Origin of the sequence: Bacillus sp. NPDC093026 (assembly GCF_044754665.1) — a bacterium.
Lineage (GTDB): Bacteria > Bacillota > Bacilli > Bacillales > Bacillaceae > Bacillus > Bacillus maqinnsis.
This window is the reverse complement of the sequence record NZ_JBIVPN010000001.1, coordinates 149,390-174,593: the sequence shown is the minus strand read 5'-3', so window position 1 is coordinate 174,593 and position 25,204 is coordinate 149,390. Positions and strand designations below refer to the sequence as shown.

Sequence of the window (25,204 nt, the reverse complement as noted above, 5' to 3'; positions counted from 1 at the left end):
AAATGTGAAAGGAAGGGATAGACATGGAACGTCATTATTATATTTATTGGATTGAGGAGGAATTCGCCAATCATTATTTTGGTAGAGAGTCCATCCTGTTTCATTTGTTTGAGTCGTTGCACTGGACAAATCGCAGTGAAGACGAATTAGTGTTGCTTGTGAAGCAAGTGGATTATGTGACGAAACGAATCCCTGCTTTTCATATGCACCAACGATTGATGAATAATTTAACCGACATTCACTATACCCAAATTGGTTCTATTTACAGTGCCTCATTACCAGATGGGAAAGGAACAGCTGCTTTCATTTTAAAAGATCGTTATATACAAATGTCCGCTACAGGTAGTTATGAGGCGGAAACTGTGTTTTTTGAGGTACTAAGAAAAATTAGTCCATGCTTCCTAGCAATGGATTTTGGATCAAAGAAGCATGGGTGGCTGAATCCTGTAAAAGTGAGGAATTTTGTTTAAAAAAATAAATTTGAACGTGAAATGTTGTATAATAGCCTTTTGTTTAGTACACTTTATACGAGACAACATGAAGGAGGAAGAATTATGGATTTATGGGTTGTCATCCTTGTAGGCGTTGTTGCACTGCTTGCAGGAGTTGCACTCGGATTCTTTATTGCTCGTAAGTATATGATGAGCTACTTAAAAAAGAATCCACCAATTAATGAACAAATGCTTCGAATGATGATGATGCAAATGGGCATGAAACCGTCCCAAAAGAAAATCAATCAAATGATGAAAGCCATGAACAACCAAGCGAAATAATATGTACGATATTATGATCATAGATGGAACATGGTAATATTGGATGGACAAGCTTTGTCTGGACTTTATTTAAGTCACCTTCATCAGCAGCTTAAAACCACTGAACTTGCATGAATGAAAGCAGGGAAGGTGGTTTTTATTATGGAGATATATCTAGGCTCAAGATGAATAGAAGCGGTAAAACAAAAAACCCCGATTTAGGGGCTTTTGTTTCGTTTATTGTCATACATATCAATTTTTCTAAAAATCCATGCAAGGTTTATATCATAAGATATAATTAATTGGTTGAGTTTGAATGTAAGTGTCGTTGATATTGTAAAAGGAGATGATCTAGCTGCTGGCTATGTTCAATGGTCACTGTAGAGGTCATCCCATTATGCAAGACAACTTTTAACAGCTCTTCTCTTTTTTCTTCGATTTGAGTCAATAATGATGTTTTTACCAAAGTCATGTTCCTTTCATGCAAATCTTGATAAAAAGAATCGGTTCTATTATATCCATTATAAGGTTTATTTTCAAATTTAAAGGATTCATAATCTCGATGACAAATTAAATTATATAAGGTTTTAATAGAATAAACCATCTATATTGAGATGATGTAAAAAAAATGAAATGATTTTGTCATCTCTTATTGTATAGTGTAAGAAGGAGGGGGTTCTTTTGTCAGATCTTAATTATTTTTTAGCTTTTGGAGCAGGCTTTCTTTCTTTTATTTCACCGTGCTGCCTGCCGCTCTATCCAGCCTTTTTATCATATATCACTGGTGTGAGTATAGATGAATTGAAGTCAGAAAGGGTCATGTTGAGAAGAAGGAGTTTGCTTCATACACTTTTCTTTTTGATTGGTTTCTCTATTATTTTTATTGCAATTGGCTTTGGGACTTCGTTCGTCGGTTCGTTTTTTATTGAATATCATCAGGCGATTCGTCAAATTGGCGCCATTTTGATTATTTTCTTTGGTTTTATGATTCTTGGTGTGTTCCAGCCTTCTTTTCTTATGGGGGAGAAAAGGTTGCATTTCCAAAATCGTCCTGCCGGGTTTTTTGGTTCGATTCTCATAGGGATGGGATTTGCTGCTGGATGGACACCTTGCACAGGTCCCATTTTATCTGCGGTCATTACCCTTGCCAGTAACCATCCACAGTCTGCTGTTACGTATATGATCGCTTATGTATTAGGCTTTGCCATTCCGTTTTTTGTTCTATCATTTTTCATCACGAAGCTGGCTTGGATGAGAAAGCGTCAGCAGCTTATCATGAGAATTGGCGGTATGATGATGATTGTGGTGGGAATTTTACTGTTTTTTGACCTTCTTACATGGATCATCATTATGTTCTCGACTTTGTTTGGTGGATTTACAGGCTTTTGAGATCGTTTTCTGCAATGGCTGCGAATGGTTTTTTTTCATCAATTGGAGTATATTATACATAGGCTGACCTTAAAGAATAAAGGAATGATTAGATATGATGATCGTGATCTCTTCTATCATTGCGGTATGTATGGCTGTGGTTGTGATGTTTATTCGCATTAAATCATCTGCAAAACCTGCAACTGCGAAAAAAATTATATTACCTCCTATTTTTATGAGCACTGGCGCACTTATGTTTTTTGTTCCTATGTTTCGCGTGACTGGGGCTGAATTTCTTGAGGCGATTACAGTGGGGATGTTTTTCTCGATCTTTTTAATTAAAACATCAAAATTTGAAATTAGAGACAATGAAATTTACTTGAAGCGGTCAAAAGCATTCGTTTTCATCTTGATTGGACTTCTCATTCTTCGTATCGGCATGAAAACGATACTAAGCTCTTCAATTGATTATGGTTCATTAAGCGGGATGTTTTGGATACTTGCCTTTGGTATGATTGTACCGTGGCGGGTGGCAATGTATTTATCCTTCAGAAAGCTGTCTAAAAAATTAGATCCACAACAGATTCAAGTGAATTAAACCTCCTTTTAAATAAGGAGGTTATTTTAATAAAGATTTATAAGGTGTATAATCGATGTTTTTCTCTTGAAGACATTTCAGCAAAAACTTATGATCGCGTTTTGGTGTAGCCATAATATACCCTCTAATGATTAAATCTAAGTTAATGCTGGCAGCCTGTTCTTTTAATGCTAGTTCTCCAATTTTTCCAGCGATTTTTTCTTTAGCGACATCCCTAAATAGCTCTGGAACGGGTAATACTAGTTCATTTAAAAGCTGTTTGTCCTCATCTCGCCATAAATGAAGGCTCTTTTGAATATATTCATCCTGCCAATCAAGCTCTGATTTACCGTCTTCTTTTGGCAATCGTTTTAAAAATTTGCGAAACATAAAAAAGCCACCGACTGCTAGTAATCCAATCATGATGGTACCCCAAAATAAAATAAACCACAAAAACCAGCCGCTTAGCATGTTCTCACTCCTTATACCCCTTATCTCTATCTTATTTTACATGAATAGATGATAGAAGAAAATAACAAAAATGTATAAAGGTCTTTGCTATAAACGCCTCTTTTTCCTTGATAGATGCCCATTTACTAGAATAACCCAAACAATTCAATAGAAAAAGAATACGTTATCATATAGCGACTCTACTATTTGGCCATGGTAGTTCGCAAGGTATTGACTTGAAACGTACGGGAAAGAGCCCACCGCAATTAAGGTGGGCTTTTATTGATTGAAGTGAGTCATTTGAAAGGAAAATATGCCTTCTTGTTGAACAGTATATTTTTTAATTTTGATCGAAAAAATCTGGTTTTCATAATCTGTGTCAATTTCTTTATCATTCAAGTAAAAGGGGAGCATCATGCTCTTTTCGATGAGATGTTCCTCCTCGTTATTTGTCTGATGAGCAGCATAGGCTAAAATGAGTTCATGACCAGCAAAAGTCAGCTTTAATTTATTGATTGACAAGGAAGATAAATCCATTTCAATAATATATTCACAGCTTGTTTCATAAAGATCAATTGGAAGCTGTTCATCATACCAAGCAAATGGATCGTCCATTAATAAATTGAGCCAATCATCTATCTCAATAAAATCAGAGGAATTCGATTGCTTTTTATTATCCATAAACACTCCTCCATCACATCTCATATTCAATCATATGATGACAACTGAAATGTGTGAAAGACCTAAAACATTCCGCTTGGTAATGGGATGAGGAGAAATGTTTACATATCATGATGCGTGTTATGCTTTTGTCTTGAGTGGTTACGATTTTTTACTTTTTTACTGCCAGATAATGGTTCTGGCTGCCCGCTATGATGCTCCTTTGGGGAGTTTTGACGGATGTCTTTACCTGGTTTTTTATTTGTCAAGATGATACTCCTTTCCTATTGATTTTTTTTACGTTTTTTATTGTTTTGCCTTTGTTCTTCTGTTAAAACGAGCTGATCATTTTCGATAGAACCTGCACCTTTTCCTTGGCTTTTCGTTTTGTCATTATTATCTCCTTACTTGTAGTATGATCCTGAGCACCTTGGTTTATGAAGAGAGTATTCATATTCCTTATGATAAGATAAACTTATTGAATTTAATAAAAGCATTGTTATTTACTTATGTATGAAATTGTTTTAAGATGAAATTGTGAGAAAATTGTGGTGAAATACGACGATTTTTCTGAGAATTGAATTGATCTTGATCATCAAAAGGGGGATTTTGGACATGTCGAAACAGCAGCAAGTCGCTAAACAAGACGCTTTTCAATCTAGAAAAACGTTTTCGACAAATGGGAAGACTTATCACTATTATTCGTTAGAAGCACTTGAAAAACAAGGAATTGGAAATGTTTCTAAATTGCCTTATTCCATTAAGGTGCTGTTAGAATCAGTGCTTCGCCAAGTAGACGGTAAAGTGATCAAAAAGGAGCACGTTGAAAACTTGGCAAAATGGGGAACTGCCGAGGTAAAAGATATTGATGTTCCATTTAAACCATCACGTGTTATTTTACAAGATTTCACGGGTGTACCAGCCGTCGTTGACCTTGCTTCTTTAAGAAAAGCAATGGCTGATGTCGGTGGAGATCCAGATAAAATTAACCCTGAAATTCCAGTTGACCTTGTCATTGACCACTCTGTACAAGTCGATAAAGCTGGAACTGAAGACGCATTAAACTTTAACATGGATTTGGAATTTGAACGTAATGCAGAGCGTTATAACTTCCTTAGCTGGGCAAAGAAAGCGTTTAATAACTATCAAGCTGTTCCGCCTGCAACAGGTATTGTTCACCAAGTTAACTTAGAGTATCTTGCAAGTGTTGTTCATGCGGTTGAAGAAGATGGTGAGATCATCACATACCCAGACACACTGGTTGGGACTGACTCTCATACAACAATGATCAACGGTATTGGCGTTCTTGGCTGGGGCGTTGGCGGTATTGAAGCTGAAGCTGGTATGCTCGGTCAGCCTTCTTACTTCCCAGTGCCTGAAGTAATTGGTGCAAAACTAGTCGGCGAACTTCCAAATGGAACAACAGCAACTGACTTAGCGCTAAAAGTAACACAAGTATTGCGTGAAAAAGGTGTAGTAAACAAGTTTGTTGAATTCTTTGGACCAGGTGTAGCACAGTTGCCATTAGCTGATCGTGCAACAATTGCAAACATGGCTCCTGAATATGGTGCTACTTGCGGTTTCTTCCCGGTAGATGCTGAAGCACTTGCATACCTGCGTCTAACTGGTCGTGATGAAGAGCAAATTAATATCGTTGAAGAATATTCGCGCGCAAACGGACTATTCTATACACCAGATGCGGAAGAACCAATTTTTACTGACATCGTGGAAATTGACCTTTCTAAAATTGAGTCAAACTTGTCTGGACCAAAACGTCCACAGGATTTGATTCCACTTTCTAAAATGAAAGATACATTCCATAAACAACTTGTCAGTCCAGCAGGTAACCAAGGGTTTGGTTTAGACAAATCAGAGTTAGATAAACAAATCGAGTTCAATCTTCAAAACGGTGAAAAAGCTGTCATGAAGACGGGAGCAATTGCGATTGCAGCAATCACTAGCTGTACAAATACGTCTAACCCATACGTGTTAGTCGGTGCAGGTCTTGTTGCGAAAAAAGCAAGTGAACTTGGCATGAAAGTGCCAAATTACGTGAAAACATCACTTGCGCCAGGTTCTAAGGTCGTCACAGGATATCTTAAGAATTCAGGCCTTCTTCCATATCTGAAAAATCTCGGTTTTAATATTGTAGGTTATGGCTGTACGACATGTATTGGGAACTCTGGTCCACTTGAAAAAGAAATCGAAGAGGCTGTGGCAGAAAATGATCTGCTTATCACGTCTGTTTTATCAGGAAACCGTAACTTTGAAGGTCGTATCCATCCGCTTGTCAAAGGTAACTACCTAGCATCTCCACCATTAGTTGTGGCTTATGCACTTGCTGGTACAGTTGATATTGATTTAACGAAAGACCCTATCGGTGTTGATAAAAACGGTGAAAATGTGTATTTCAATGACATTTGGCCGACAATGGATGAAATCAACAGTGTGGTGAAGAGCACAGTTACACCTGAACTTTTCCGTTCAGAATATGAAACTGTTTTTGACAGCAATGAGCGTTGGAATGAAATTAAAACAACAGATGATGCTCTCTATAAATGGGATGAAGACTCAACATATATTGCGAATCCGCCATTCTTTGAAAACCTATCCGTTGAGCCTGGTAAAGTTGAACCGCTTAAAGGCTTGCGCGTCGTTGCTAAGTTCGGCGATTCTGTGACAACTGACCATATTTCTCCTGCTGGAGCAATTGGTAAGGATACACCTGCAGGGAAATACTTGCAAGAAAGAGGCGTTTCGCCTAGAGACTTTAACTCATACGGATCTCGCCGTGGCAACCATCATGTCATGATGAGAGGTACATTTGCAAACATCCGTATCAAGAACCAAATTGCACCAGGAACTGAGGGCGGATATACAACTTATTGGCCAACTGGTGAAGTGACATCAATCTATGATGCATGCATGCGTTACAAAGAAGATGGAACGGGTCTAGCGATCCTAGCAGGTAAAGATTATGGAATGGGTTCTTCACGTGACTGGGCTGCAAAAGGAACAAAACTTCTCGGTATTAAATTTGTTCTTGCTGAAAGCTTTGAACGTATTCATAGAAGTAACCTTGTGTTCATGGGTGTACTTCCTTTACAGTTTAAAGATGGGGAAAGTGCAGACACTTACGGACTAACAGGAACGGAAACATTTGAAGTAGATGTGGACGAAACAGTTCGTCCGCGTGATTTGGTCACTGTGAGAGCAATTGATGCAGATGGCAATGTAAAAACTTTTGAAGTCATTGTACGCTTTGACAGTGAAGTAGAAATCGACTACTATCGCCATGGTGGTATCCTTCAAATGGTACTGCGCGAAAAATTGGCAAACAAATCATGAAACGAAAGAAGAGAAGGCACTCGAAAGCTTTCTCTTCTTTTTTAAAATAGTGGAGGATCAATCATGTGGAAAAAAGTGATGGCAAGCGCTGTTTTACTTGTGTTGATTGGTTTACTTGCGTGGAATTTATTTGGAGAGAAAGAGCCAGCAATTGGTCTGGAAAAAGGGGATCAAGCCCCTGATTTTGAATTAGAGACACTTGATGGTAAAACAGTATCGTTGTCTGATTATCGCGGGAAAAAGGTACTTATCAATTTTTGGGCCACATGGTGTAAACCATGCAGAACGGAAATGCCAGATCTAGATGCGATCAGAAGTGAGAATGATCAAATCGAAGTACTAGCGGTGAATTTGACCACGACTGAAAAGAGTGTGGAACATGTCGCAGCATTCAGAGATGAATTAAAACTGAGCTTTCCTATTTTACTGGACCAAAAAGGCATTCAAGCGAGGTATCAGGTGCTATCGTATCCAACAACATACATATTAGATGAAAAAGGACGTATCATGTCTGTGAAGCATCAAATGCTGTCAAAAAAAGAAATAAAAGCAGAGCTGGGTCTGTCATGACTCAGCTCTGTTGCTTATTTTCTAAATTTTTTGGCAAAGATGTAATTAAAACAATGGAGGTGAGCGGTATGAAAAGAAGAAAGAGACGTACATTTGAAGAGCTAGTGCTTGAAAATAAAAAAGAATTACTAAGCAATAAGGAATTTTTAAACCAGCTTGAAGAAAAGTTGGAAGAACGTTTTAGACAGAAATAAGTGATAAGTTTGCCTCATTTCGTTCATCCTAAAATAGAGGAGGGGTGAATGATGGGTAGAGAGCATGATAAACAGGCACAATTTACACCGGACCATTTAGGGACAAAACCAGTGGCGTATAAGCGCAATAAAGGCAAAAAGATGCATAATAAATCGAATGAACAGCCTGATGTGATACAAACAAAAGGGGAATAACAGGAGGAATAGAAATGAGTGATACATCATATAAATCTCATCCAGATGACCGTTCTGACAATGTTGAGAAGCTGCAAGATATGATCGAGAACAGTCTCAAAAATATTGATGAATCTGAAGCAGCCATGGCTTTTTCAACAGAAGAAGACCAAAAGATAATTAAGCAAAAAAATGAAAACCGCCAAGCAAGTATTGAAGCAATGCGTAATGAGATAAAGGAAGAAGAGGCGGCAAGGAAACATGGCTTTACTGAATAAACCAGGAATTCCTGGTTTATTTTATTGCCTCTTTTTAGAAGAATTTTTTGGAGTGTGGTAAAATGGCAGAGAACTTACGTTTCGATAGGAGAGCGATGAAAACGTGTATGTATCTAAAAAAGAAATAGAAGTCCGGTACGCAGAAACAGATCAAATGGGTATCGTCTATCATGCCAATTACTTAGTCTGGATGGAAGTCGGCAGAACAGCGTTGATTAAAGAACTTGGATTTTCTTATGCACAACTAGAGGCAGATGGTGTGCTTGCACCTGTGATAGATCTTCAGGTTCAATATAAAAAACCATTGCTCTATGGTGAAACAGCTACAGTACATACGTGGATTGAAGAGTACAATGGCGTGAAAATCGTGTATGGCTATGAAATTCAAAAACCTGATGGACAAACGGCCATCACAGGTATAACCTCCCATATTTGTGTTGATAAAGAAACTTTTAGACCTATTCAATTCAGAAAAGCATTTCCGGCATGGCATAAAGTATACGAACAGTCGAAGAAGCAGGCTTAATTCATGGCATTTGGTATAAAACGAAAAGACTTGAACGCATGGAAATCGGCTGTTCAAAGGGGTGAAATCGCCTTTCTTACGCATTATTGGCTAGATGACCGTTTTCCAAATGCTAATACTGTGACAAAGGCGGCCTGTCAGGATATGAAGCAATTAATTGAGTGGGGAGAAAGGCATGGATTAAAAAAAGAATGGATTCATGTCCGAGATGGCTACCCTCACTTTGATCTTATTGGAGATGTTCAAATAAGAATACTGAAAAAAGAGCGTTCCTTAGGACACATTCAGGCGTATGGACTGCATATAGACGTATAAAACAAAAAAGATACCCGAGGGATGAGGTATCTTTTGTTATTCATAATGAAACTCTGGTTCTTTTACTGACTCGTTGTAATCAATATGCAGATCATGGTTGTCAAAATACCAAATATCACTTTCCTCAATAAAGAAAGTGATGCCTTCTATTTCAAAAACTGCGCCGGCATTTTGAGGTTCATCTTTTGCAACGCCAAGAGAAAAGCCTTTTTGTACATTACTGCAACCGCCATATCTCACAAAAAAGCGAACATGATCACCTTTTTCTAAATTTAGCTCATCTTTGTACCATTTCAGTGCATCATCTTTCATCGTTAATTTCAATGTGATCGCCCCTTTTTGAAGTGATGCCGTTTTCCAAAAATGCAGGATGCAAAAAACAGCTTTTCCTTTTCCTTTTCCTGTAGTTGTACCACGTATTCATGCCATTCAAACGGCTTAGAGCCATTTAATTTTCGGTTCAGTTTTATTGATAATTCGCTTGAGGTTGGCGATGTGTCTGTAGATTACAAAGCCAGCAAGAACGGCAACAACAATAATTAAGAACAGATCTTTAGTGAAAATACTGTAAATGAATGTATAAATCCCAGTCAGGATAGATGATAACGAAACATATTTAGTCATGTATAAAAATAAGAAAAAAGCAGCGATCATCGTAATAAATAGAACTGGGGCATAAAATAGCAACACGCCGCCTGACGTAGCAACTGCTTTTCCTCCTTTAAATTTTGCAAATACAGGAAAGCTGTGACCAAGGACAGCAGTCACTCCTGCTAATAAGGGATGGATATCTAGATGCATGAAAAACGGTAATGCTGAAGCAAGTGTGCCCTTTAAAATATCGGCTGTAATGACGATAGAGCCTGCTTTCACCCCAAGTGTACGAAATGCATTCGTTGCACCTAAGTTCCCGCTGCCATGTTCTCGGATATCAATTCCCTTTGCAGCTTTCCCGACAATGAGACCGGATGGAATACTGCCGAGAAGATAAGCCAAAATAAACATCAAAGCAATTAACATCTGCATTACTCCTTTATATTTCTCCCTCTTGTCTTACATTTTAACATGTTCTTAAGAAAAACATGGGGATCTTTTTTTGAAAAAATACAAGGCAATGATTTCAGCTTTGTTTTTAAGAAGAAAATTCGCTAAAATAGAAGAAAAGGAGTGACTGGATGAATTATCCTAACAAACATGAAATTGGTCGTATTTTAAACAGCAGCAGACGAATTGCTGTTGTCGGTTTATCAGATCAGCCGCACCGCACTTCTTATATGGTCTCAAAAGCAATGCAGGATGCTGGTTATGAAATCATCCCGGTCAATCCAACGATTGATCAAGCACTTGGTGTAAAAGCGGTTGCCTCGTTAAAAGAAATAAAGGAGCCAGTTGATATCGTGAATGTCTTTAGGCGTTCAGAATATTTGCCACAGGTCGCAGAAGAATTTATTGAAATCGATGCACCCGTTTTTTGGGCACAGCAAGGAATATATCACGAAGAAGCAAAAAGGCTGATTGAGGAAAATGGAAAGATTGCCATCATGGATTTATGCATCAAGGTTGCACATGCAATGACAAAAACTCATTAATTCGTCAAAAATCCTTGGTTTTTCAAGGATTTTTGCTTTGTTGTATAAGAAATATATTTGCGATTCTTGAAGAAAGCGATAAAATAAGGCGACAGGGACATACCGTTGATCTTGCACATAGAGAAAAGGAGCGATCAAATAACATTAGAACATCTGTTCTTTTATAAAAAACAGCATTTGATTGTATTTGGCTTATGAAACAGTCTTGTTTATAATGGACATCTAGTTCAGGTTGCTGAACAAAGGGATTTTTCATCCGCATGCAGAAGAGCATGTATTAGATGAAGCACACGCATGGTGATGATGCAGCTTATTAAAATGAACTGTAATGAGCAGCATGATCATCATGAAAATCTAAAGAATCATTTGATGATTAGCCGGTTATGTTTGGTAGTGAAAGGGGATTAAGCATTTGGTTAAAAAACAACAAGTAGATTATAACGATGATTCTATTCAGGTGTTAGAAGGACTTGAAGCTGTCCGTAAACGTCCTGGTATGTATATTGGATCAACGGATACACGCGGTCTGCATCACCTTGTCTATGAGATTGTAGACAACTCTGTCGATGAAGTGCTCGCTGGCTATGGAGATCATATCATTGTCAAAATACATAAAGATAATAGCATATCAGTTCAAGATAAAGGACGAGGAATGCCAACTGGTATGCATAAGCTCGGAAAACCAACACCTGAAATCATTTTAACTGTCCTGCACGCAGGTGGAAAATTTGGTCAAGGCGGATATAAAACAAGTGGAGGACTTCATGGTGTGGGGGCTTCTGTTGTAAACGCACTATCAGAATGGCTCACTGTGACGATTGAACGTGATGGCTTTATTTATCATCAGCGCTTTGAAAACGGCGGAAAGCCTGTTACATCACTTGAAAAAATCGGAAAGACGAAAAAAACTGGTACATTGATTCACTTTAAGCCAGATCCGACGGTCTTTAGCTCGACAACATATAATTTCGATACATTATCTGAGCGTTTGAGAGAATCAGCCTTTTTACTTAAAGGACTGAAAATTGAGCTTATAGATGAAAGACATGATGTAAAAGAAACTTTTTATTATGAGAATGGAATTGAAGCATTCGTTGCTTATTTAAATGAGGAAAAAGATGTGCTTTGCGAAGTGGTCTCTTTTGAGGGAGAGCATCAGTCCATTGAAGTGGATTTTGCTTTTCAATTTAATGATGGATATTCAGAGAATATCCTCTCGTTTGTCAATAACGTCAGAACAAAAGACGGTGGTACACACGAGTCCGGTGCAAAAACAGCGATGACAAGAGCCTTTAATGAATATGCGCGCAAAGTAGCCCTGTTAAAAGAAAAAGACAAGAATTTAGAAGGCACTGATATTCGAGAAGGACTGTCTGCCATTATTTCCGTCAGAATTCCTGAAGAGCTGCTCCAATTTGAAGGACAAACAAAAGGAAAGCTTGGGACAAGTGAAGCGAGATCAGCGGTTGATGCAGTCATTTCTGAAAAACTTGCTTATTTCCTTGAAGAAAACCGGGAAACGGCGACTCTTCTTGTGAAAAAGGCCATGAAAGCGCAGCAGGCAAGAGAAGCGGCACGAAAAGCAAGAGAAGAAGCAAGAAGCGGCAAGAAACGAAAAAAGTCCGAAGCCACGTTAAGCGGAAAATTGACGCCTGCCCAATCCAGAAACCCTGCAAGGAATGAACTTTACTTAGTAGAAGGTGACTCAGCAGGTGGATCAGCAAAGCAAGGGCGTGACCGGAAGTTCCAAGCGGTGTTGCCACTGCGCGGGAAGGTCATTAATACAGAAAAGGCCAAGCTTGCTGACATATTTAAAAATGAAGAGATCAACACAATTATCCATGCAATCGGTGGTGGTGTGGGTGTCGATTTTAATGTAGAAGACATCAATTATGACAAAGTTATCATCATGACAGATGCTGATACAGATGGAGCCCATATACAAGTACTTCTATTAACGTTCTTTTATCGTTATATGAAGCCGCTCATCGAGCATGGGAAAGTATTTATTGCGCTTCCGCCATTATATAAAGTCAGCAAAGGAACAGGCAAAAAAGAAATCATTGAGTATGCATGGTCTGATGAAGAAATGGATGACGTGCTTAAGAAGGTTGGAAAAGGTTACACCATCCAGCGTTATAAAGGATTAGGTGAAATGAATGCCGACCAGCTATGGGAAACGACAATGAATCCAGAATCCAGAACACTTGTCAGAGTGAAAATTGATGATGCTGCACGAGTAGAGCGCCGCGTCACAACACTTATGGGTGATAAAGTAGAGCCACGTCGAAAATGGATTGAAAAGAATGTCGCCTTTGGACTTGATGAGGAAAGCAACATTCTTGAAAATGAAAACTTGTCGCTAGCTGAGGAGGTATAAATATGGCACAACAAGAACGCTTTCACGATTTACCGTTAGAAGAAGTAATTGGAGACCGATTTGGTCGCTATAGTAAATATATTATTCAAGACCGTGCGCTTCCTGATGCGCGCGATGGTCTAAAGCCCGTACAACGAAGAATTTTATATGCGATGTATGCGGAAGGGAATACACAAGATAAAAACTTCCGTAAAGCGGCGAAAACAGTCGGTAACGTAATTGGTAACTATCACCCGCATGGTGACTCGTCTGTTTATGAAGCCATGGTGCGAATGAGCCAAGAATGGAAAGTACGTAATGTGCTGATTGAGATGCATGGTAACAACGGAAGTATTGACGGAGATCCGCCTGCTGCTATGCGTTATACAGAAGCGCGACTTTCAGCTATTGCTTCAGAGCTTCTCAAAGACTTAGACAAGGAAACGGTTGAATTTGTTGCGAACTTTGATGATACTAGCAAAGAGCCAGTTGTATTACCAGCGATGTTTCCCAACCTTTTGGTGAACGGCTCAACAGGAATTTCAGCTGGTTATGCCACTGATATTCCTCCACATCATCTCGGTGAAGTCATTGACGCTGTCATTAAACGGATTGAACAGCCAGATTGTACGGTAGAAGAATTAATGACCGTCATTAAAGGGCCAGATTTCCCGACAGGCGGTATTATTCAAGGTGTTGAAGGCATTAAGAAGGCATATGAAACGGGTAAAGGAAAAATTATGATACGCGGAAAAGCTGAGATTGAAACCATTCGAGGCGGACGTCAGCAAATCGTAATTACAGAGATTCCTTACGAAGTCAATAAAGCCAACCTCGTCAAAAAAATGGACGAGTTTCGGATTGAAAGAAAAGTAGAAGGTATTTCAGAGGTCCGAGATGAGACAGATCGTACAGGACTTCGAATTGTTGTAGAGCTGAAAAAAGAAGCAGATGCAAACGGCGTCTTAAATTTCTTATATAAAAATTCAGATTTGCAAATCCCATATAATTTTAATATGGTAGCGATACATAATCGAAGACCAACCTTAATGACGCTCACAACAATACTTGATGCATATATTGCCCACCAAAAAGAAGTGGTAACAAACCGCTCAGCTTACGAGCTTCGAAAGGCGAAGGAACGTCATCACATTGTAGACGGTTTAATTAAGGCACTCTCCATTTTAGATGAAGTCATTGCAACGATCCGTTCGTCTAATGATAAACGTGATGCGAAAAATAACTTGATGGAGAAATACGACTTTACAGAAGCACAATCAGAAGCAATTGTTTCTCTCCAATTGTATCGTCTAACGAACACAGATATTACGCAATTAAGAGAAGAGGCAAGAGAGCTTGATGTGCGTATAGCAGAACTTGAAGCGATTTTAGCCAATGAGAAAAAGCTACTCAAGGTCATTACGACCAGCTTGAAAAAGCTCAAAAAAAATTATGCGGATGTGAGACGATCTGTTATTGAGGAGAAAATTGAAGAGATTAAGATTAATCTTGAAGTGATGGTTGCATCAGAAGATGTGTATGTAACCGTAACAAAGGATGGTTATATCAAACGTACAAGCCAGCGTTCATATGCCGCTTCTAACGGTAAAGACTTTGGCATGAAAGATACAGACCGTCTCATTCATCAGTTTGAAATGAATACGACAGATGTTCTTCTTTTGTTTACGAATAAAGGGAGTTACATTTACTGTCCGGTTCATCAACTGCCAGATATACGATGGAAAGACATGGGGCAGCATATTACGAACATTATCTCAATTGATCGAGATGAATCGATTCAAAAAGCGATCCCAATTAGAGAATTTGATGAATCGTCGTATCTTGTGTTTTTTACAAAAGGTGGTATGGTAAAGAAAACAGAGTTGCTTCAATATAAAGCGCAACGTTACTCTAAGCCCCTTGTTGCATTAAACTTAAAAGGTGATGATGAGCTTGTGGATGTTCACATCACATCAGGACAGCAAGATTTGTTTATTGCAACGAAAAATGGTTATGGACTATGGTTTGGTGAAGAAGATGTGAGCATTGTTGGTCCAAGAGCGGCTGGTGTCAAAGGGATTAACTTGAAGGATGGGGATGAGGTTGTCTCTGGACAAATAATGGATCCGAAGACCCACGTGCTTGTTCTCGTCACACAAAGAGGTGCCGTGAAACGAATGAACCTCTCTGAATTTGATAAAACAACAAGAGCGAAACGCGGTGTTATCATGCTAAGAGAATTGAAGAAAAACCCGCACCGAATTGTTGCTGTGATTGCTGCCGAGGTGCATGAAACGCTTGAGATAGATACGGAGAAGGGAGCAACGATCCCACTTGATATCTCCAGTCTTAGAGTGAATGATCGTTATAGTAATGGTTCCTTTGTTTTAGATGTGGAAGAGCAAGGAGAAGTGACACATGTCCTCATCTCTCCTGTCAGCAATCAAGACAAATCATAAATAGCCAAAACGAAAACCCCCTGTAATCAAAAACAGGGGGCCTTTTAATAGGATTGTCGGTTTAGCTCTCGTGGTTGCCAAACATACTTGTAATGGCATGCACCACTTCAATTCCTTGGTAAACGAAAAGAGAAAGTGAAGTGACAGAGAAGAGACCTATTATGAATAATCTTAAGAAAAATAACATCGTGTAAAACCTCCCAATTTCTGTTTTGATTTAGATGGTTGGGTTAAACACGAGCTCCTCGGAAATAAGAAGATTGATAGAACACTGCTAGTAAATGCTTCTTTTTCCGATCAAATCGATCAGTATATGTGATGCGTGCAAATCCAGCTATCATACTGCCAATGATGAGCAGTGCTGTAAAAGCAACAAATACTGCGCCCACATGTTTCTTTTCATCGCCAGTTGTCTGAACGATTTTCATTTCATGTGTTTCTTGATCAGCAACCACCTTTGGGTGATGGTTCACTTGAACGGAATGAGGCATTGAGAACAAATGAAAACTTGCGAGTGCTATGAATAGTACTGCCAATTTCAACAGCGTATTTTTTTTCATTTTTCTCACCCCTTCCTGTTTATTTTCATGATCTTACCACGTTTTCAGTTATTTGAAAAGTCTTGTTTTTTTATTTTCCCTTTTTAAAAATGCTGTAAACATGAGGACATTTATAAGACTATTTCACTTTATGAAAAGTTTCAATTTTATTTTTTAAAATTAAAATAAGTGCCATGATCTACGATCGTGACACTTTTCAGTGAGATTGCAATGAATGCGGTTTTGCTACAGTTTTTGTAAAGATTCCTGCAATACATATCGCGAAAAGAACAAATATAAATGCATGAAGCAGTCCTACCTCATTGGCGAGAAGTCCTAAAATAGGTGGGCCAGAAAGGGAGGCTGTGTAACCTGATAAGGTCACAATGCTGACGCGTTTGACGGCGTAGCGGCTATCATCACCAGCTGCAGAAATGGTCAGTGGGAAGCCTAAAGAAGCGCCAAGTCCCCATAAAAAGATGGATATCATACAGACAACTAGTGAAATTTTTAAAATCACCAAGAATAGTCCGATAGCCGCTGATAAAATAGCGATTCTTAGCAATAAAACCCTGCCGAAGCGATCAATCAGACGTCCGCTAATCAGTCTTCCACTAATCATTCCACACAAAAATAGAGCATAAATGACGGTACTCATTGAATGTGAGACCTTGTAGCCATCCACCATCGCAAGTGGAATCCAATCATTTGCAGAGCCTTCTACAAATGCAAGACATAAGGCGATCATTGCAAGTGATACCGTTCGTTTGTTCAGCCAAGCATTTTGAGAAGAATCGACTGTTTTTGGCTGTTTCTCATGCTGATCCTTTCCTGTCCCGTGCGGAATAAACCGTGTACAAATCAAAATGCTGAGAAAGAAAAGAAGGGCAATGATCAGAAGGTGGATCAACACGGATACGCCTAGATGAATAAAGAGGATTCCAGCACCTGCACCAACTAAAGTGCCAATACTGAAGGACGCATGCAAAATAGGCAGGATGGTTTTCTTGATTTGGTACTCAATTTCTGTCCCTTCTAAATTCATCGCTACATTGCACATGCCTGAACCTGCTCCAAAAAGAAAAAGACCGGCAGTGACAACAAACGTAGAAGAGAGCGTTGCACCGATTGCAAGGGTGGTGAATCCAATGAACATCAAATAAGCGCTGATCACAAGGGCCACTCGTCCGCCTTTTTTACGAACGAATACATTGGCAAGAACAAGTCCAACAATTGAACCAACGGATAAGCCGAGTAAAATAAGTCCCATCGCCCCTGTGTTTGCTTGCAATAAATCTCTAACTTCTGGTGTCCGCGAAAACCATGTGGAGATGGAGATCCCAGACATCGTAAAAATGACAATAATCGCTTTATACCACTTTAATTCCATCTAATCCCTCACATCTAATTATGAATATGTTACAGAACAAATCTACTCGATTATAAATGAGACTTCCTGATTCGTAAATAACATGAGAGGAAACATCATGAAATTTTGGTTGGAAGGGGGCACACCGTCAATTTGAAGAGGGAATAAAATAAAAACAAAGAGGGCGGAATTAAATCGAATCAGTGTATTAAAATTGTAAAATTTTCAAATTTACCATTGTATACATTTTCTTAAAATGGTAAATTTAATACCAAATAAACATCTTTACTAGGAGGACAAGCTGTTTTTGCTAATCAATCAAACGATGTCAATCACGAGGAAGTTAATTTGAATGAAACAAGAGACTTAATGAGCGCCATGAAGCTAACTAAAACAAAAGCGGGCGGCGATACTTGGTATCAAGGGTTCGAAGATGGTCAAGTTAAATCCAATTACAATCATATAAAAGGGATGGGGAAAACGATTATTTGTGTTACTCATGATCAAAAAATCGCCGATGGTTCGGATAGAGTTATCCATCTTTCATAAGGAGAGGTTCTATAATGAAACATATTGTTTTTGCGCTGTCTACAAGTGCCCTGATTGTTATGACAGGGGTCATTCACAGAGTAATCTTTAGAATGTTTAATCTTCCGTTTGATCAGGCTATTTTCTTCTGGGGTGGATTCGTTGTTATTTATTTTGTGTTAGCGTTGCTTTCTTCTTTACTCTTTAGGAATTTAGGTTCAAATAGCAGAAAATACGAGGCTTCATAAAGACGATCTCTTGCTCCTAAATCAATCAGGGGGATACAGGTGGATAGTAAAAAGGATCGGCGCTGACCGATCCTTTTTACTATCAGCTATTTGCATGGAGGGTCGCTGTCATAAGTCTTTCATACAGCTTAAAGTGCTACCTAGAAAGAGGTCAGGAATGGAAAAGAATCTCCAATATTTTTTATCTGAAAATAACTCAAAAAGATAGAAGGAAACATAATACTAATCGAAACAAATAATTTGATGATTATGAATGATAGCAGACTCGCTAAATTTTTATTTTTAATTCTATCTCAAAATTAAAGTATACTTAAGATTTTGAGATAGAAATTTCATTGGATGCTTAACTTCCTAGAATATATATTATGTAAACTAAAATTTTATGTCTTTTAAGGACAGTAGTCATAGTCAAGTGTTGATCTTTCCCTCTTTCTCTCATCAAAAAAAGATGCAACGCAACATTAAGTGCTTGCATCTTTTTTTGATTTTGGGCAATACGGTGTTTATCTTTTTTCAGCTATAAATGGTTGATTGAAAAATGGGCGCTCTTTGAGATGAATCATTGTTGTTTCACCGGTTGCTTTTGCTTTGAGACAAGCATCAGCTGTGACGGCAGCAACATATCCATCCCAAGCGGATGGTCCATTTACTTCATCTTTTAGTGAAGAATGAATCCAATCCTGTAATTCTGCGTCATATGCTTCTTTAAATCGATATTGCCAGTCTGTTAATATGTTTGTTGAACATTTTGCCTCACTACGCAAGATGACACTAGCAGGGTCAGGCAAGTAAGCAATTCCTTTCTCTCCAACAACCTGGCACTGAATATCATAACCATACTGACAATGAACAAATATTTCACCATTTATGACTGTGCCTTGTTTGGTTTTCATGATAACGATTAAAGGATCTTGCAAATGGTCAGCGGCTTCCCTCGTTTTTTTAGGTGCAATAACTTGTACGGATACATAATCATCGTTTAGTAACCAGCGATGAATATCAATTTCATGAATGAATGTATCGACAATTGACATATCGGCGGTATACCTATTAGGGACTGTTGGGTTACGGTGTGCGGCATGAATGATTAACGGCTGACCTATTTGTCCTTCATCTATCACTTGTTTTAATGCGCGATATCCAGTATCGTATCGGCGCATATATCCAACTTGTACCAATGCCTTTTCAGCTTTCATTTCAGCTTCTACAATTCGCATACACCCTTCTTTCGTTGTTGCAAGTGGTTTTTCACAAAAAACAGGTTTTTTTGCTTCAATCGCAGCTAGTACAAATTCTTCGTGTGTTGGCCCCCATGATGTGACCATGATTGCCTCTACTTCATCAGCTTGAATTAATTGATGACCATTTTCATAAATGCGTGCATCTAGATCAAAGGCTTTCACAATTGCTTTGGCTTGCTGGTCGTTCACATCTGTAACAGCAACAATTTTCCCATTTGACAGTGTATTTGTGATGCGTTTAATATGATCTTGACCAATAGCGCCCACGCCAATAACACCAATCTTTAATTCCATCTTTGCTCCCCCCCTGTATTTGTGCTTTCTGGCACGGCTGATTTTGATAGGAGTGCTTTCAGCTTATAAATAGCGAGCGGTGACCATTTTCTTTCTTGTGTAAAATTCAACACCGTCTGTGCCATTTGCGTGAAGGTCGCCATAGAATGAATCTTTCCATCCTGAGAATGGGAAAAATGACATTGGTGCTGGAACGCCAACATTAATTCCTAACATGCCTGCTTCTATGTTCTCGCGGAATTCTCTCACTTTTGATGCACTGTCAGTGTATAGACAAGCGCCATTTGCAAATCTCGACTCATTGGCAAGGTCAATGGCGTCAGCAAGTGATGAAACACGCACGATTGATAAGACTGGCGCAAAAATTTCATCTTGCCAAATTTTCATTTCTTTCGTGACATGATCAAAAATAGTCGGGCCGATAAAGTATCCTACGCCTTTCGTCTCATTGTCTTTACGACCATCCCGAATAAGATTTGCTCCTTCTTCAATACCTGATTGAATATATTGAAGTGTTCGTTCTTTGTGACTTTCCCGAATGACTGGGCCGAGGAAGACATCTTCATTGATGCCATTTCCGATCACCATTTGATTGGATTCAGCGATCAATTTTTGAATAAGTGTATCAGCAATTTCCTCTTCTACAGCGACAACAGCGGCAGCCATACATCTTTCTCCAGCAGAGCCAAAGGCGGCGGCAGCAATTTGTTTTGTTGCCACATCTAAATCTGCGTCTTTTAGCACAATGGAATGATTTTTTGCCCCTGCGAGTGCTTGGACTCGTTTTCCATGCGCTGTGCCTTTTTTATAGACGTATTCTGCGACTGGCTGAGAGCCAACAAATGAAATGGCTTTGACCTTTTGATGTTCAAGTAACCCATTGACTACATCGTGTGCTCCGTTGACAATGTTGAGGACTCCTTTTGGCAATCCCGCTTCCTCAAATAGTTCTGCTAATCGTGCTGCAAGAATCGGTGTGCGTTCTGAAGGTTTAAGGACAAATGTATTTCCGCAAGCAATGGCTAATGGGAACATCCAGCAAGGAACCATCATAGGAAAGTTAAATGGTGTGATGCCGCCAATCACTCCGATTGGGTAGCGATACATACCAGATTCTAGTCCAGTCGCAATATCAGGCAATTGTTTTCCCATCATGAAAGTCGGGGCGCCGGCTGCAAATTCTACGCATTCGATTCCTCGTTGTACTTCTCCGCGTGCTTCTGTTAAGCTTTTACCGTTTTCAAGCGTGACCAGTTCCGCTAGTTCTTCCCATTTTTCGACAAGTAATTGCTGATATTTAAAGAGAATACGTGCTCGTCTTGGCACAGCCGTTTTCGACCAACTTGAGAACGCTTCTTTTGCTGCTTGTACGGCTTGTTCTACATCTTTTTTTGTCGATAGGGGCACTTCTGCAATGACTTCTCCAGTTGCTGGATTATAAACGGGTTCAGTATGGTTAGTTTCCGCACTCACCCATTTACCTCCAATATAATTTTTCAATGTTTTGACAGTTGTTTTGGACATGATCTTCTCTCCTCTACGGTTTCTTCGTTTGCAGCGTTTATAAAGGCTTTAATGTCTTGGACTGTTGGCATCGCATCTGAAGAACTATGTTTAGATATCACGATTGATGCCGAGGCGCTCCCAAAACGCATGGCGTCTTGAAGAGACATGTTGTTCATCAGTCCATAAATAAAGGCAGAGGCATATGCATCACCTGCTCCAAACGTTTTGAGTACCTCTGTTTTAAAGATGCCGCCTCGATATGTCTTGCCATCTTTTGTATATGCAATGGACCCATTGCCACCGCGTTTGATCACAACGATCTTCGCATGATGGGAAAACCATTTTTTTGCTGTTTTTTCATCATTGGGCGGTCCATCTACAGTCAGCTTTTCCATTATGTCAAACTCTTCCCTTGTGCCAATGATGACGTCTGATTTTTCAGCAGCTAAATTGTAATAAACGGCTGTTTCTTGATCTGATTTCCATGTGTATGGGCGATAATCTAAGTCGAAAAATACGGTTACATGATGTTTACGTGCGTAATCTAATGCAACAAACACCGCTTCTCTTGATGGACTCTTTGCAAGAGCTGTGCCTGATATAAGTAAAGCTTTTGTCTTGAGAATATACTGCTCAGAGACTTCCTTTACGTCAATTTTTAAATCCGCTACATTGTCTCGGTACATTAAGATACTACATTCTTCCGGACTCTTAATTTCTGTGAAGGCAAGGCCGGTGACAGCACCAGTTTGATCAATGACAATGCCATCTGTGTTGATGTTGTTCTTTTTAAGATAGCTCGTTGCGAATCGTCCCATTTGGTCATTTGCGACTTTCCCGATGAATCCAGATTTCATGCCAAGTCTTGCTAATCCGATGGCAATATTGGCTGGTGACCCACCAACATATTTGGTGAATGTCATTGTCTCTTCCATTGGACGGTTCAACTCGTTTGCATTTAAATCAATACATAATCGACCCATTGCAATGACATCGAGTTCACGCTCTTCTTTAAACATTAAGTCAGGCATCATGATCCCTCCTTGTTCACTTTTAATTTGTTTTCCATTACCCATTCATGTTCTGTACTGTTGTGAAATTTCCAAGTCCGCACTGGACCTGCCATGACATTCAAATAATAAATTTCATAGCCTGGCGGAGCTGACACTGGATGATATCCTTTTGGTACAAGAACAGCGGTGCTATCTGTTACAGCCATTGTCTCATCTAGTGAGAGATCATCTGTATACACTCTTTGTAAAACAAAACCTTGTTGTGGTTTTACTTTGTGATAATACGTTTCCTCTAAATAGGATTCGTGTGGCAAATTGTTTTGGTCATGCTTATGCGGTGGATAGCTTGACCAGTTTCCTTCTGGGGTGAATACTTCTACAACAAGGAGATGATCAGCAGGCTCTTGTTCTGGTAAAATGTTGTGAACCTGTCTTGCGATATTGCCTGCCCCCCTATGTTCAACGCTTACTTGTTCAGGAGCAATGAGGCGAGCTGGATAAGTCCCTTTTCCTGGCGCAGCACAGATGGCGATTTCGCTATCTGTTATGGCTTTCATCTCATAGTAATCGTCGTTTGGTACATAAACGGAGAAAGGGGGTATTTTCTCGAATACATTCATTCGTTCTCCAATCTCATCCCATGCTTTGTTTTTGGTTGAAAGATGGAGCTTACCAGATAGAATGACGATGCATACCTCTTTTTCACCTGTTTCTTTGCGGACAGTTTCGCCTTTTTGAAGTGTATATACGTCAAAACCAATATATGTCCACCCAGCTGATTGGGGTGTGATGCTTATCACCTTTCCCTCTTTGTCTCTTTTTTGTTTCGGTACAATTAAATTTGCCATTTTGCTCATACCTTCCATTTGGATTGATTTAATATTTTCTTGCTTGCTTTAATTGGCGTTCCTTTTCTTCATATACGATGTTTATTCTTTCATTTTCAGAGACTTGTGCAATACCTACGTGCCACCACGATTCGCCATAGCCTGCTGTCATGGTTTTTGGCAGTACTTTCACGTCAATAAGAGTACTGACTGTCTGTTTTTTTGCGTCTTCGATGGCTCCTTTCAGTTCATCAAGTGTATGAACTTCATATGTTTTGGCACCATATCCTCTTGCCGATTGGGCATAATTGATTCTCATAATCTCCCCATCTAGCAATCCCGTTACCTTGTTTCTTTTCCGAAATTCAGTCGCAAAACTGTCCATACCATGACTCATTTGTAAGTTGTTGATACAACCAAACCCAGAGTTGTCAAAAAGGATGATGTTGATCTTATATCCTTCTTGAATACTTGTTACAAGTTCACTATGCAACATTAAATAACTACCATCACCAGTTAAGGCATATACTTCTTTGTTTGGTTCTGCCATTTTGACTCCAAAGGCAGAAGCGATTTCGTAGCCCATACAGGAGTAGCCATACTCAAGGTGATACGTGTTACGTTCTTTTGAAATCCACATCCGCTGTAAGTCTCCCGGAAGACTGCCGGCAGCGCATGTAATAATGGCGTCAGATGGAATCCATTCATTCAAATGCCCAAGGACAGTAGTTTGCGGCAGTGTTGAGTTGAGCTGTTCTTGATATTCCTTTAATTCATGATCAAAGTGGTTTTTGATCTCAGGGATAAAGTTACTTTCAGTGTATTGAATATGGCGAAGTCGATGAAGCTCTTGTTCCCAGCGATTCTTTGCTTCTTTTATTTCAGTTCTATAAGTTGTTTGATAGTCTTCTAGTTCTTCCATTAATGCAAGCAGCGCCAATTTGGCATCAGCAATCATTTTCGTTGCATCTAATTTAGATGCATGGTAGTCAGATAAATTGATGGTCAAGACATCGCTATGTGCGTAAAGTCGTTTAGAGGCTGTTGTAAAGTCCGTAAACCTCGTACCGACTCCAATGATGAGATCTGCTTCCTGTGCAAGTTCATTTGCGGCGCTATTTCCAGTAACACCAAGTCCACCTACATTTAATGGGTGGGTAGTTTCGACGCAGCTTTTTCCAGCTTGTGTTTCACTAAAAGGGATATTGAATCTTTCAGCGAATTGTAAAAATTCGTCTGCTGCCTCTGAATAGCGAACCCCTCCGCCTAAAATGAGGAAAGGTTTTTTCTTCTTACGAATTAGTTTCGCTGCCTCTTGAATACTTCTTGTTGAAGGCTGTCGTCTATCTAAGTAGTGAGTCCGCTCTTGAAAGAAAGATAACGGATAATCCCATGCTTCCCCTTGAACATCTTGAGGGAGTGAAATTGTGACAGCACCCGTATCAGCTTGGTTTGTTAAGACGCGCATGGCGCTAATCATGGCAGACATGAGTTGTTCTGGTCTTGTCACTCGGTCCCAATATTTACTGACAGCCCGAAAGGCATCATTGGTGGATAAACTCAAATCGTATGTTTGTTCGATTTGTTGAAGGGCAGGATCTGGTTGCCGCGTGGCAAAGACATCACTTGGGAAAAGTAAAAGTGGAATTTGATTCGCTGTTGCAGTAGCTGCAGCAGTCACCATATTGGCTGATCCAGGTCCTACAGACGAGGTACAAGCTATCACCTGTTTACGGTGTTTTTGCTTTGCAAAGGCAATTGCGGCATGTGCCATCCCTTGTTCATTTCTACCTTGATATACCTCAAGTTTTCCTGGGTTCTCTTGAAGGGCTTGTCCAAGCCCCATCACATTACCGTGACCGAAAATCGTAAATATTCCTTTCATCAATGACTCTTTTTTACCATCATCAAATTCAACATATTGGGCATTTAAAAATTTAACCAATGCCTGACTCATGGTTAGTCTGATTGTGTCCATTTCATTCCCCGCCTTATCTTAAAAATGTTTTTGAAACGTCTT

At 39.4% G+C, this 25,204-nt stretch carries 30 protein-coding genes and 1 pseudogene; 16 read left to right on the top strand and 15 right to left on the bottom strand.

All coding sequences use genetic code 11. The features are described 5' to 3' along the window. The first annotated feature begins 23 nt into the window (after nt 1-23). The gene (sirA, locus tag ACIQCE_RS00900) at nt 24-470 is read left to right on the top strand and encodes a sporulation inhibitor of replication protein SirA (RefSeq protein WP_353855631.1); all 447 of its coding nucleotides are present in this window, start codon (nt 24-26) and stop codon (nt 468-470) included. Nucleotides 471-554: 84 nt separating this feature from the next. Further along, nucleotides 555-773: a YneF family protein gene (locus ACIQCE_RS00895; RefSeq protein WP_003212379.1), complete on the top strand. Its 219-nt coding sequence runs from the start codon at nt 555-557 to the stop codon at nt 771-773. Nucleotides 774-1,050: 277 nt separating this feature from the next. Here ACIQCE_RS00895 and ACIQCE_RS00890 read toward each other — a convergent pair whose 3' ends face one another. Continuing rightward, nucleotides 1,051-1,224, bottom strand: coding sequence for a Spo0E family sporulation regulatory protein-aspartic acid phosphatase (locus ACIQCE_RS00890; protein WP_400493222.1), 174 nt, complete (start codon nt 1,222-1,224; stop codon nt 1,051-1,053). 209 nt (nt 1,225-1,433) lie between these two features. On the opposite strand from ACIQCE_RS00890, the gene ACIQCE_RS00885 reads away from it, so the two are divergent. Further along, nucleotides 1,434-2,141: a cytochrome c biogenesis protein CcdA gene (locus tag ACIQCE_RS00885; protein ID WP_400493221.1), complete on the top strand. Its 708-nt coding sequence runs from the start codon at nt 1,434-1,436 to the stop codon at nt 2,139-2,141. Between the two features lie 94 nt (nt 2,142-2,235). Continuing rightward, nucleotides 2,236-2,718 (top strand): CcdC family protein, encoded by a 483-nt coding sequence (locus tag ACIQCE_RS00880; RefSeq protein WP_353855629.1) that lies wholly within the window; start codon nt 2,236-2,238, stop codon nt 2,716-2,718. A gap of 21 nt (nt 2,719-2,739) precedes the next feature. Here the strand turns inward: ACIQCE_RS00880 and ACIQCE_RS00875 are convergent, their stop codons facing one another. The 4 genes and pseudogenes from ACIQCE_RS00875 to sspO all read right to left on the bottom strand — a co-directional run. Then, on the bottom strand, nt 2,740-3,168 hold the full coding sequence (locus ACIQCE_RS00875; protein ID WP_400493220.1) for a DUF2621 domain-containing protein: 429 nt from the start codon (nt 3,166-3,168) through the stop codon (nt 2,740-2,742). A 258-nt stretch (nt 3,169-3,426) separates the two neighbouring features. Beyond that, a complete protein-coding gene (locus ACIQCE_RS00870) occupies nt 3,427-3,828 on the bottom strand; it encodes an Hsp20/alpha crystallin family protein (RefSeq protein ID WP_400493219.1) in 402 nt (133 codons plus the stop codon). A 101-nt stretch (nt 3,829-3,929) separates the two neighbouring features. Continuing rightward, the gene (locus ACIQCE_RS00865) at nt 3,930-4,076 is read right to left on the bottom strand and encodes a small acid-soluble spore protein P (protein ID WP_400493218.1); all 147 of its coding nucleotides are present in this window, start codon (nt 4,074-4,076) and stop codon (nt 3,930-3,932) included. Between the two features lie 15 nt (nt 4,077-4,091). After that, a pseudogene (sspO, locus tag ACIQCE_RS00860) lies at nt 4,092-4,190 on the bottom strand (small acid-soluble spore protein O); the annotation flags it as partial. Between the two features lie 232 nt (nt 4,191-4,422). Between sspO and acnA the strand changes: the two are divergent. The 7 genes from acnA (at nt 4,423) to ACIQCE_RS00825 (ending at nt 9,212) form a co-directional block, all read left to right on the top strand. Continuing rightward, nucleotides 4,423-7,155, top strand: a complete 2,733-nt coding sequence (gene acnA, locus ACIQCE_RS00855; RefSeq protein WP_400493217.1) for an aconitate hydratase AcnA — start codon at nt 4,423-4,425, stop codon at nt 7,153-7,155. A 63-nt stretch (nt 7,156-7,218) separates the two neighbouring features. Next, a complete protein-coding gene (locus ACIQCE_RS00850) occupies nt 7,219-7,725 on the top strand; it encodes a TlpA disulfide reductase family protein (RefSeq protein WP_400493216.1) in 507 nt (168 codons plus the stop codon). Between the two features lie 68 nt (nt 7,726-7,793). Further along, nucleotides 7,794-7,919: an FbpB family small basic protein gene (locus tag ACIQCE_RS00845; protein ID WP_353855623.1), complete on the top strand. Its 126-nt coding sequence runs from the start codon at nt 7,794-7,796 to the stop codon at nt 7,917-7,919. A 51-nt stretch (nt 7,920-7,970) separates the two neighbouring features. Further along, nucleotides 7,971-8,114, top strand: a complete 144-nt coding sequence (locus ACIQCE_RS00840; RefSeq protein WP_008357830.1) for an acid-soluble spore protein N — start codon at nt 7,971-7,973, stop codon at nt 8,112-8,114. 14 nt (nt 8,115-8,128) lie between these two features. Beyond that, nucleotides 8,129-8,371, top strand: coding sequence for a small acid-soluble spore protein Tlp (gene tlp, locus ACIQCE_RS00835; protein ID WP_400493215.1), 243 nt, complete (start codon nt 8,129-8,131; stop codon nt 8,369-8,371). A 103-nt stretch (nt 8,372-8,474) separates the two neighbouring features. Beyond that, on the top strand, nt 8,475-8,897 hold the full coding sequence (locus ACIQCE_RS00830) for an acyl-CoA thioesterase (RefSeq protein WP_400493214.1): 423 nt from the start codon (nt 8,475-8,477) through the stop codon (nt 8,895-8,897). Nucleotides 8,898-8,900: 3 nt separating this feature from the next. Then, the gene (locus ACIQCE_RS00825) at nt 8,901-9,212 is read left to right on the top strand and encodes a hypothetical protein (protein ID WP_400493213.1); all 312 of its coding nucleotides are present in this window, start codon (nt 8,901-8,903) and stop codon (nt 9,210-9,212) included. A gap of 36 nt (nt 9,213-9,248) precedes the next feature. Here the strand turns inward: ACIQCE_RS00825 and ACIQCE_RS00820 are convergent, their stop codons facing one another. Together ACIQCE_RS00820 and plsY are read right to left on the bottom strand one after the other, a co-directional pair. Then, on the bottom strand, nt 9,249-9,524 hold the full coding sequence (locus ACIQCE_RS00820) for a HesB/YadR/YfhF family protein (protein ID WP_400493813.1): 276 nt from the start codon (nt 9,522-9,524) through the stop codon (nt 9,249-9,251). A gap of 126 nt (nt 9,525-9,650) precedes the next feature. Then, nucleotides 9,651-10,232 carry a glycerol-3-phosphate 1-O-acyltransferase PlsY gene (plsY, locus tag ACIQCE_RS00815; RefSeq protein ID WP_400493212.1) on the bottom strand — a complete coding sequence of 194 codons (582 nt, stop codon included), beginning with the start codon at nt 10,230-10,232 and terminating at the stop codon, nt 9,651-9,653. 155 nt (nt 10,233-10,387) lie between these two features. On the opposite strand from plsY, the gene ACIQCE_RS00810 reads away from it, so the two are divergent. From ACIQCE_RS00810 to parC, 3 genes are all read left to right on the top strand, one after another. Continuing rightward, nucleotides 10,388-10,801: a CoA-binding protein gene (locus ACIQCE_RS00810; protein ID WP_353855617.1), complete on the top strand. Its 414-nt coding sequence runs from the start codon at nt 10,388-10,390 to the stop codon at nt 10,799-10,801. Nucleotides 10,802-11,213: 412 nt separating this feature from the next. Beyond that, a complete protein-coding gene (parE, locus tag ACIQCE_RS00805) occupies nt 11,214-13,181 on the top strand; it encodes a DNA topoisomerase IV subunit B (protein ID WP_400493211.1) in 1,968 nt (655 codons plus the stop codon). Between the two features lie 2 nt (nt 13,182-13,183). After that, nucleotides 13,184-15,619, top strand: coding sequence for a DNA topoisomerase IV subunit A (gene parC / locus ACIQCE_RS00800; protein WP_400493210.1), 2,436 nt, complete (start codon nt 13,184-13,186; stop codon nt 15,617-15,619). A gap of 61 nt (nt 15,620-15,680) precedes the next feature. On the opposite strand, the gene ACIQCE_RS00795 is transcribed toward parC, so the two are convergent. The 3 genes from ACIQCE_RS00795 to ACIQCE_RS00785 all read right to left on the bottom strand — a co-directional run bounded on the left by ACIQCE_RS00795 (nt 15,681) and on the right by ACIQCE_RS00785 (nt 17,548). Then, the gene (locus tag ACIQCE_RS00795) at nt 15,681-15,806 is read right to left on the bottom strand and encodes a hypothetical protein (RefSeq protein WP_353855614.1); all 126 of its coding nucleotides are present in this window, start codon (nt 15,804-15,806) and stop codon (nt 15,681-15,683) included. Between the two features lie 43 nt (nt 15,807-15,849). Beyond that, nucleotides 15,850-16,179 carry a hypothetical protein gene (locus ACIQCE_RS00790; protein ID WP_400493209.1) on the bottom strand — a complete coding sequence of 110 codons (330 nt, stop codon included), beginning with the start codon at nt 16,177-16,179 and terminating at the stop codon, nt 15,850-15,852. Nucleotides 16,180-16,375: 196 nt separating this feature from the next. Then, entirely contained in the window at nt 16,376-17,548 is a 1,173-nt protein-coding gene (locus tag ACIQCE_RS00785; protein WP_400493208.1) for an MFS transporter, read from the bottom strand. 327 nt (nt 17,549-17,875) lie between these two features. Between ACIQCE_RS00785 and ACIQCE_RS00780 the strand changes: the two genes are divergently transcribed. After that, the gene (locus tag ACIQCE_RS00780; protein ID WP_400493207.1) at nt 17,876-18,076 is read left to right on the top strand and encodes a hypothetical protein; all 201 of its coding nucleotides are present in this window, start codon (nt 17,876-17,878) and stop codon (nt 18,074-18,076) included. Between the two features lie 14 nt (nt 18,077-18,090). Next, nucleotides 18,091-18,303: a bacteriocin-like WGxF protein gene (locus ACIQCE_RS00775; protein WP_400493206.1), complete on the top strand. Its 213-nt coding sequence runs from the start codon at nt 18,091-18,093 to the stop codon at nt 18,301-18,303. A gap of 503 nt (nt 18,304-18,806) precedes the next feature. Here ACIQCE_RS00775 and iolG read toward each other — a convergent pair. From iolG to iolD, 5 genes are all read right to left on the bottom strand, one after another. Then, nucleotides 18,807-19,838: a bifunctional inositol 2-dehydrogenase/D-chiro-inositol 1-dehydrogenase gene (gene iolG / locus ACIQCE_RS00770; RefSeq protein ID WP_400493205.1), complete on the bottom strand. Its 1,032-nt coding sequence runs from the start codon at nt 19,836-19,838 to the stop codon at nt 18,807-18,809. A 63-nt stretch (nt 19,839-19,901) separates the two neighbouring features. Beyond that, nucleotides 19,902-21,362, bottom strand: a complete 1,461-nt coding sequence (locus ACIQCE_RS00765) for a CoA-acylating methylmalonate-semialdehyde dehydrogenase (RefSeq protein ID WP_400493204.1) — start codon at nt 21,360-21,362, stop codon at nt 19,902-19,904. Beyond that, nucleotides 21,335-22,375, bottom strand: coding sequence for a 5-dehydro-2-deoxygluconokinase (gene iolC / locus ACIQCE_RS00760; RefSeq protein ID WP_400493203.1), 1,041 nt, complete (start codon nt 22,373-22,375; stop codon nt 21,335-21,337). Before iolC ends, ACIQCE_RS00765 begins: the two co-directional genes overlap by 28 nt. Next, nucleotides 22,375-23,205: a 5-deoxy-glucuronate isomerase gene (gene iolB / locus ACIQCE_RS00755; protein WP_353855608.1), complete on the bottom strand. Its 831-nt coding sequence runs from the start codon at nt 23,203-23,205 to the stop codon at nt 22,375-22,377. The genes iolC and iolB overlap by 1 nt, the downstream gene beginning before the upstream one ends. Before the next feature lie 28 nt (nt 23,206-23,233). Continuing rightward, nucleotides 23,234-25,162: a 3D-(3,5/4)-trihydroxycyclohexane-1,2-dione acylhydrolase (decyclizing) gene (iolD, locus tag ACIQCE_RS00750; protein ID WP_400493202.1), complete on the bottom strand. Its 1,929-nt coding sequence runs from the start codon at nt 25,160-25,162 to the stop codon at nt 23,234-23,236. Between the last annotated feature and the right edge of the window lie 42 nt (nt 25,163-25,204).

Coding starts and splice junctions, on each gene's coding strand:
- ACIQCE_RS00825 (WP_400493213.1), top strand. CDS start 8,901: ATGGCATTTGGTATAAAACGAAAAGACTTGAACGCATGGAAATCGGCT.
- sirA (WP_353855631.1), top strand. CDS start 24: ATGGAACGTCATTATTATATTTATTGGATTGAGGAGGAATTCGCCAAT.
- ACIQCE_RS00795 (WP_353855614.1), bottom strand. CDS start 15,806: ATGTTATTTTTCTTAAGATTATTCATAATAGGTCTCTTCTCTGTCACT.
- ACIQCE_RS00895 (WP_003212379.1), top strand. CDS start 555: ATGGATTTATGGGTTGTCATCCTTGTAGGCGTTGTTGCACTGCTTGCA.
- ACIQCE_RS00785 (WP_400493208.1), bottom strand. CDS start 17,548: ATGGAATTAAAGTGGTATAAAGCGATTATTGTCATTTTTACGATGTCT.
- ACIQCE_RS00850 (WP_400493216.1), top strand. CDS start 7,219: ATGTGGAAAAAAGTGATGGCAAGCGCTGTTTTACTTGTGTTGATTGGT.
- ACIQCE_RS00890 (WP_400493222.1), bottom strand. CDS start 1,224: ATGACTTTGGTAAAAACATCATTATTGACTCAAATCGAAGAAAAAAGA.
- iolG (WP_400493205.1), bottom strand. CDS start 19,838: ATGGAATTAAAGATTGGTGTTATTGGCGTGGGCGCTATTGGTCAAGAT.
- ACIQCE_RS00820 (WP_400493813.1), bottom strand. CDS start 9,524: ATGAAAGATGATGCACTGAAATGGTACAAAGATGAGCTAAATTTAGAA.
- ACIQCE_RS00810 (WP_353855617.1), top strand. CDS start 10,388: ATGAATTATCCTAACAAACATGAAATTGGTCGTATTTTAAACAGCAGC.
- acnA (WP_400493217.1), top strand. CDS start 4,423: ATGTCGAAACAGCAGCAAGTCGCTAAACAAGACGCTTTTCAATCTAGA.
- ACIQCE_RS00790 (WP_400493209.1), bottom strand. CDS start 16,179: ATGAAAAAAAATACGCTGTTGAAATTGGCAGTACTATTCATAGCACTC.
- iolB (WP_353855608.1), bottom strand. CDS start 23,205: ATGGCAAATTTAATTGTACCGAAACAAAAAAGAGACAAAGAGGGAAAG.
- tlp (WP_400493215.1), top strand. CDS start 8,129: ATGAGTGATACATCATATAAATCTCATCCAGATGACCGTTCTGACAAT.
- parC (WP_400493210.1), top strand. CDS start 13,184: ATGGCACAACAAGAACGCTTTCACGATTTACCGTTAGAAGAAGTAATT.
- ACIQCE_RS00840 (WP_008357830.1), top strand. CDS start 7,971: ATGGGTAGAGAGCATGATAAACAGGCACAATTTACACCGGACCATTTA.
- plsY (WP_400493212.1), bottom strand. CDS start 10,232: ATGTTAATTGCTTTGATGTTTATTTTGGCTTATCTTCTCGGCAGTATT.
- ACIQCE_RS00880 (WP_353855629.1), top strand. CDS start 2,236: ATGATGATCGTGATCTCTTCTATCATTGCGGTATGTATGGCTGTGGTT.
- ACIQCE_RS00875 (WP_400493220.1), bottom strand. CDS start 3,168: ATGCTAAGCGGCTGGTTTTTGTGGTTTATTTTATTTTGGGGTACCATC.
- iolC (WP_400493203.1), bottom strand. CDS start 22,375: ATGCCTGACTTAATGTTTAAAGAAGAGCGTGAACTCGATGTCATTGCA.
- ACIQCE_RS00845 (WP_353855623.1), top strand. CDS start 7,794: ATGAAAAGAAGAAAGAGACGTACATTTGAAGAGCTAGTGCTTGAAAAT.
- ACIQCE_RS00775 (WP_400493206.1), top strand. CDS start 18,091: ATGAAACATATTGTTTTTGCGCTGTCTACAAGTGCCCTGATTGTTATG.
- ACIQCE_RS00765 (WP_400493204.1), bottom strand. CDS start 21,362: ATGTCCAAAACAACTGTCAAAACATTGAAAAATTATATTGGAGGTAAA.
- iolD (WP_400493202.1), bottom strand. CDS start 25,162: ATGGACACAATCAGACTAACCATGAGTCAGGCATTGGTTAAATTTTTA.
- ACIQCE_RS00870 (WP_400493219.1), bottom strand. CDS start 3,828: ATGGATAATAAAAAGCAATCGAATTCCTCTGATTTTATTGAGATAGAT.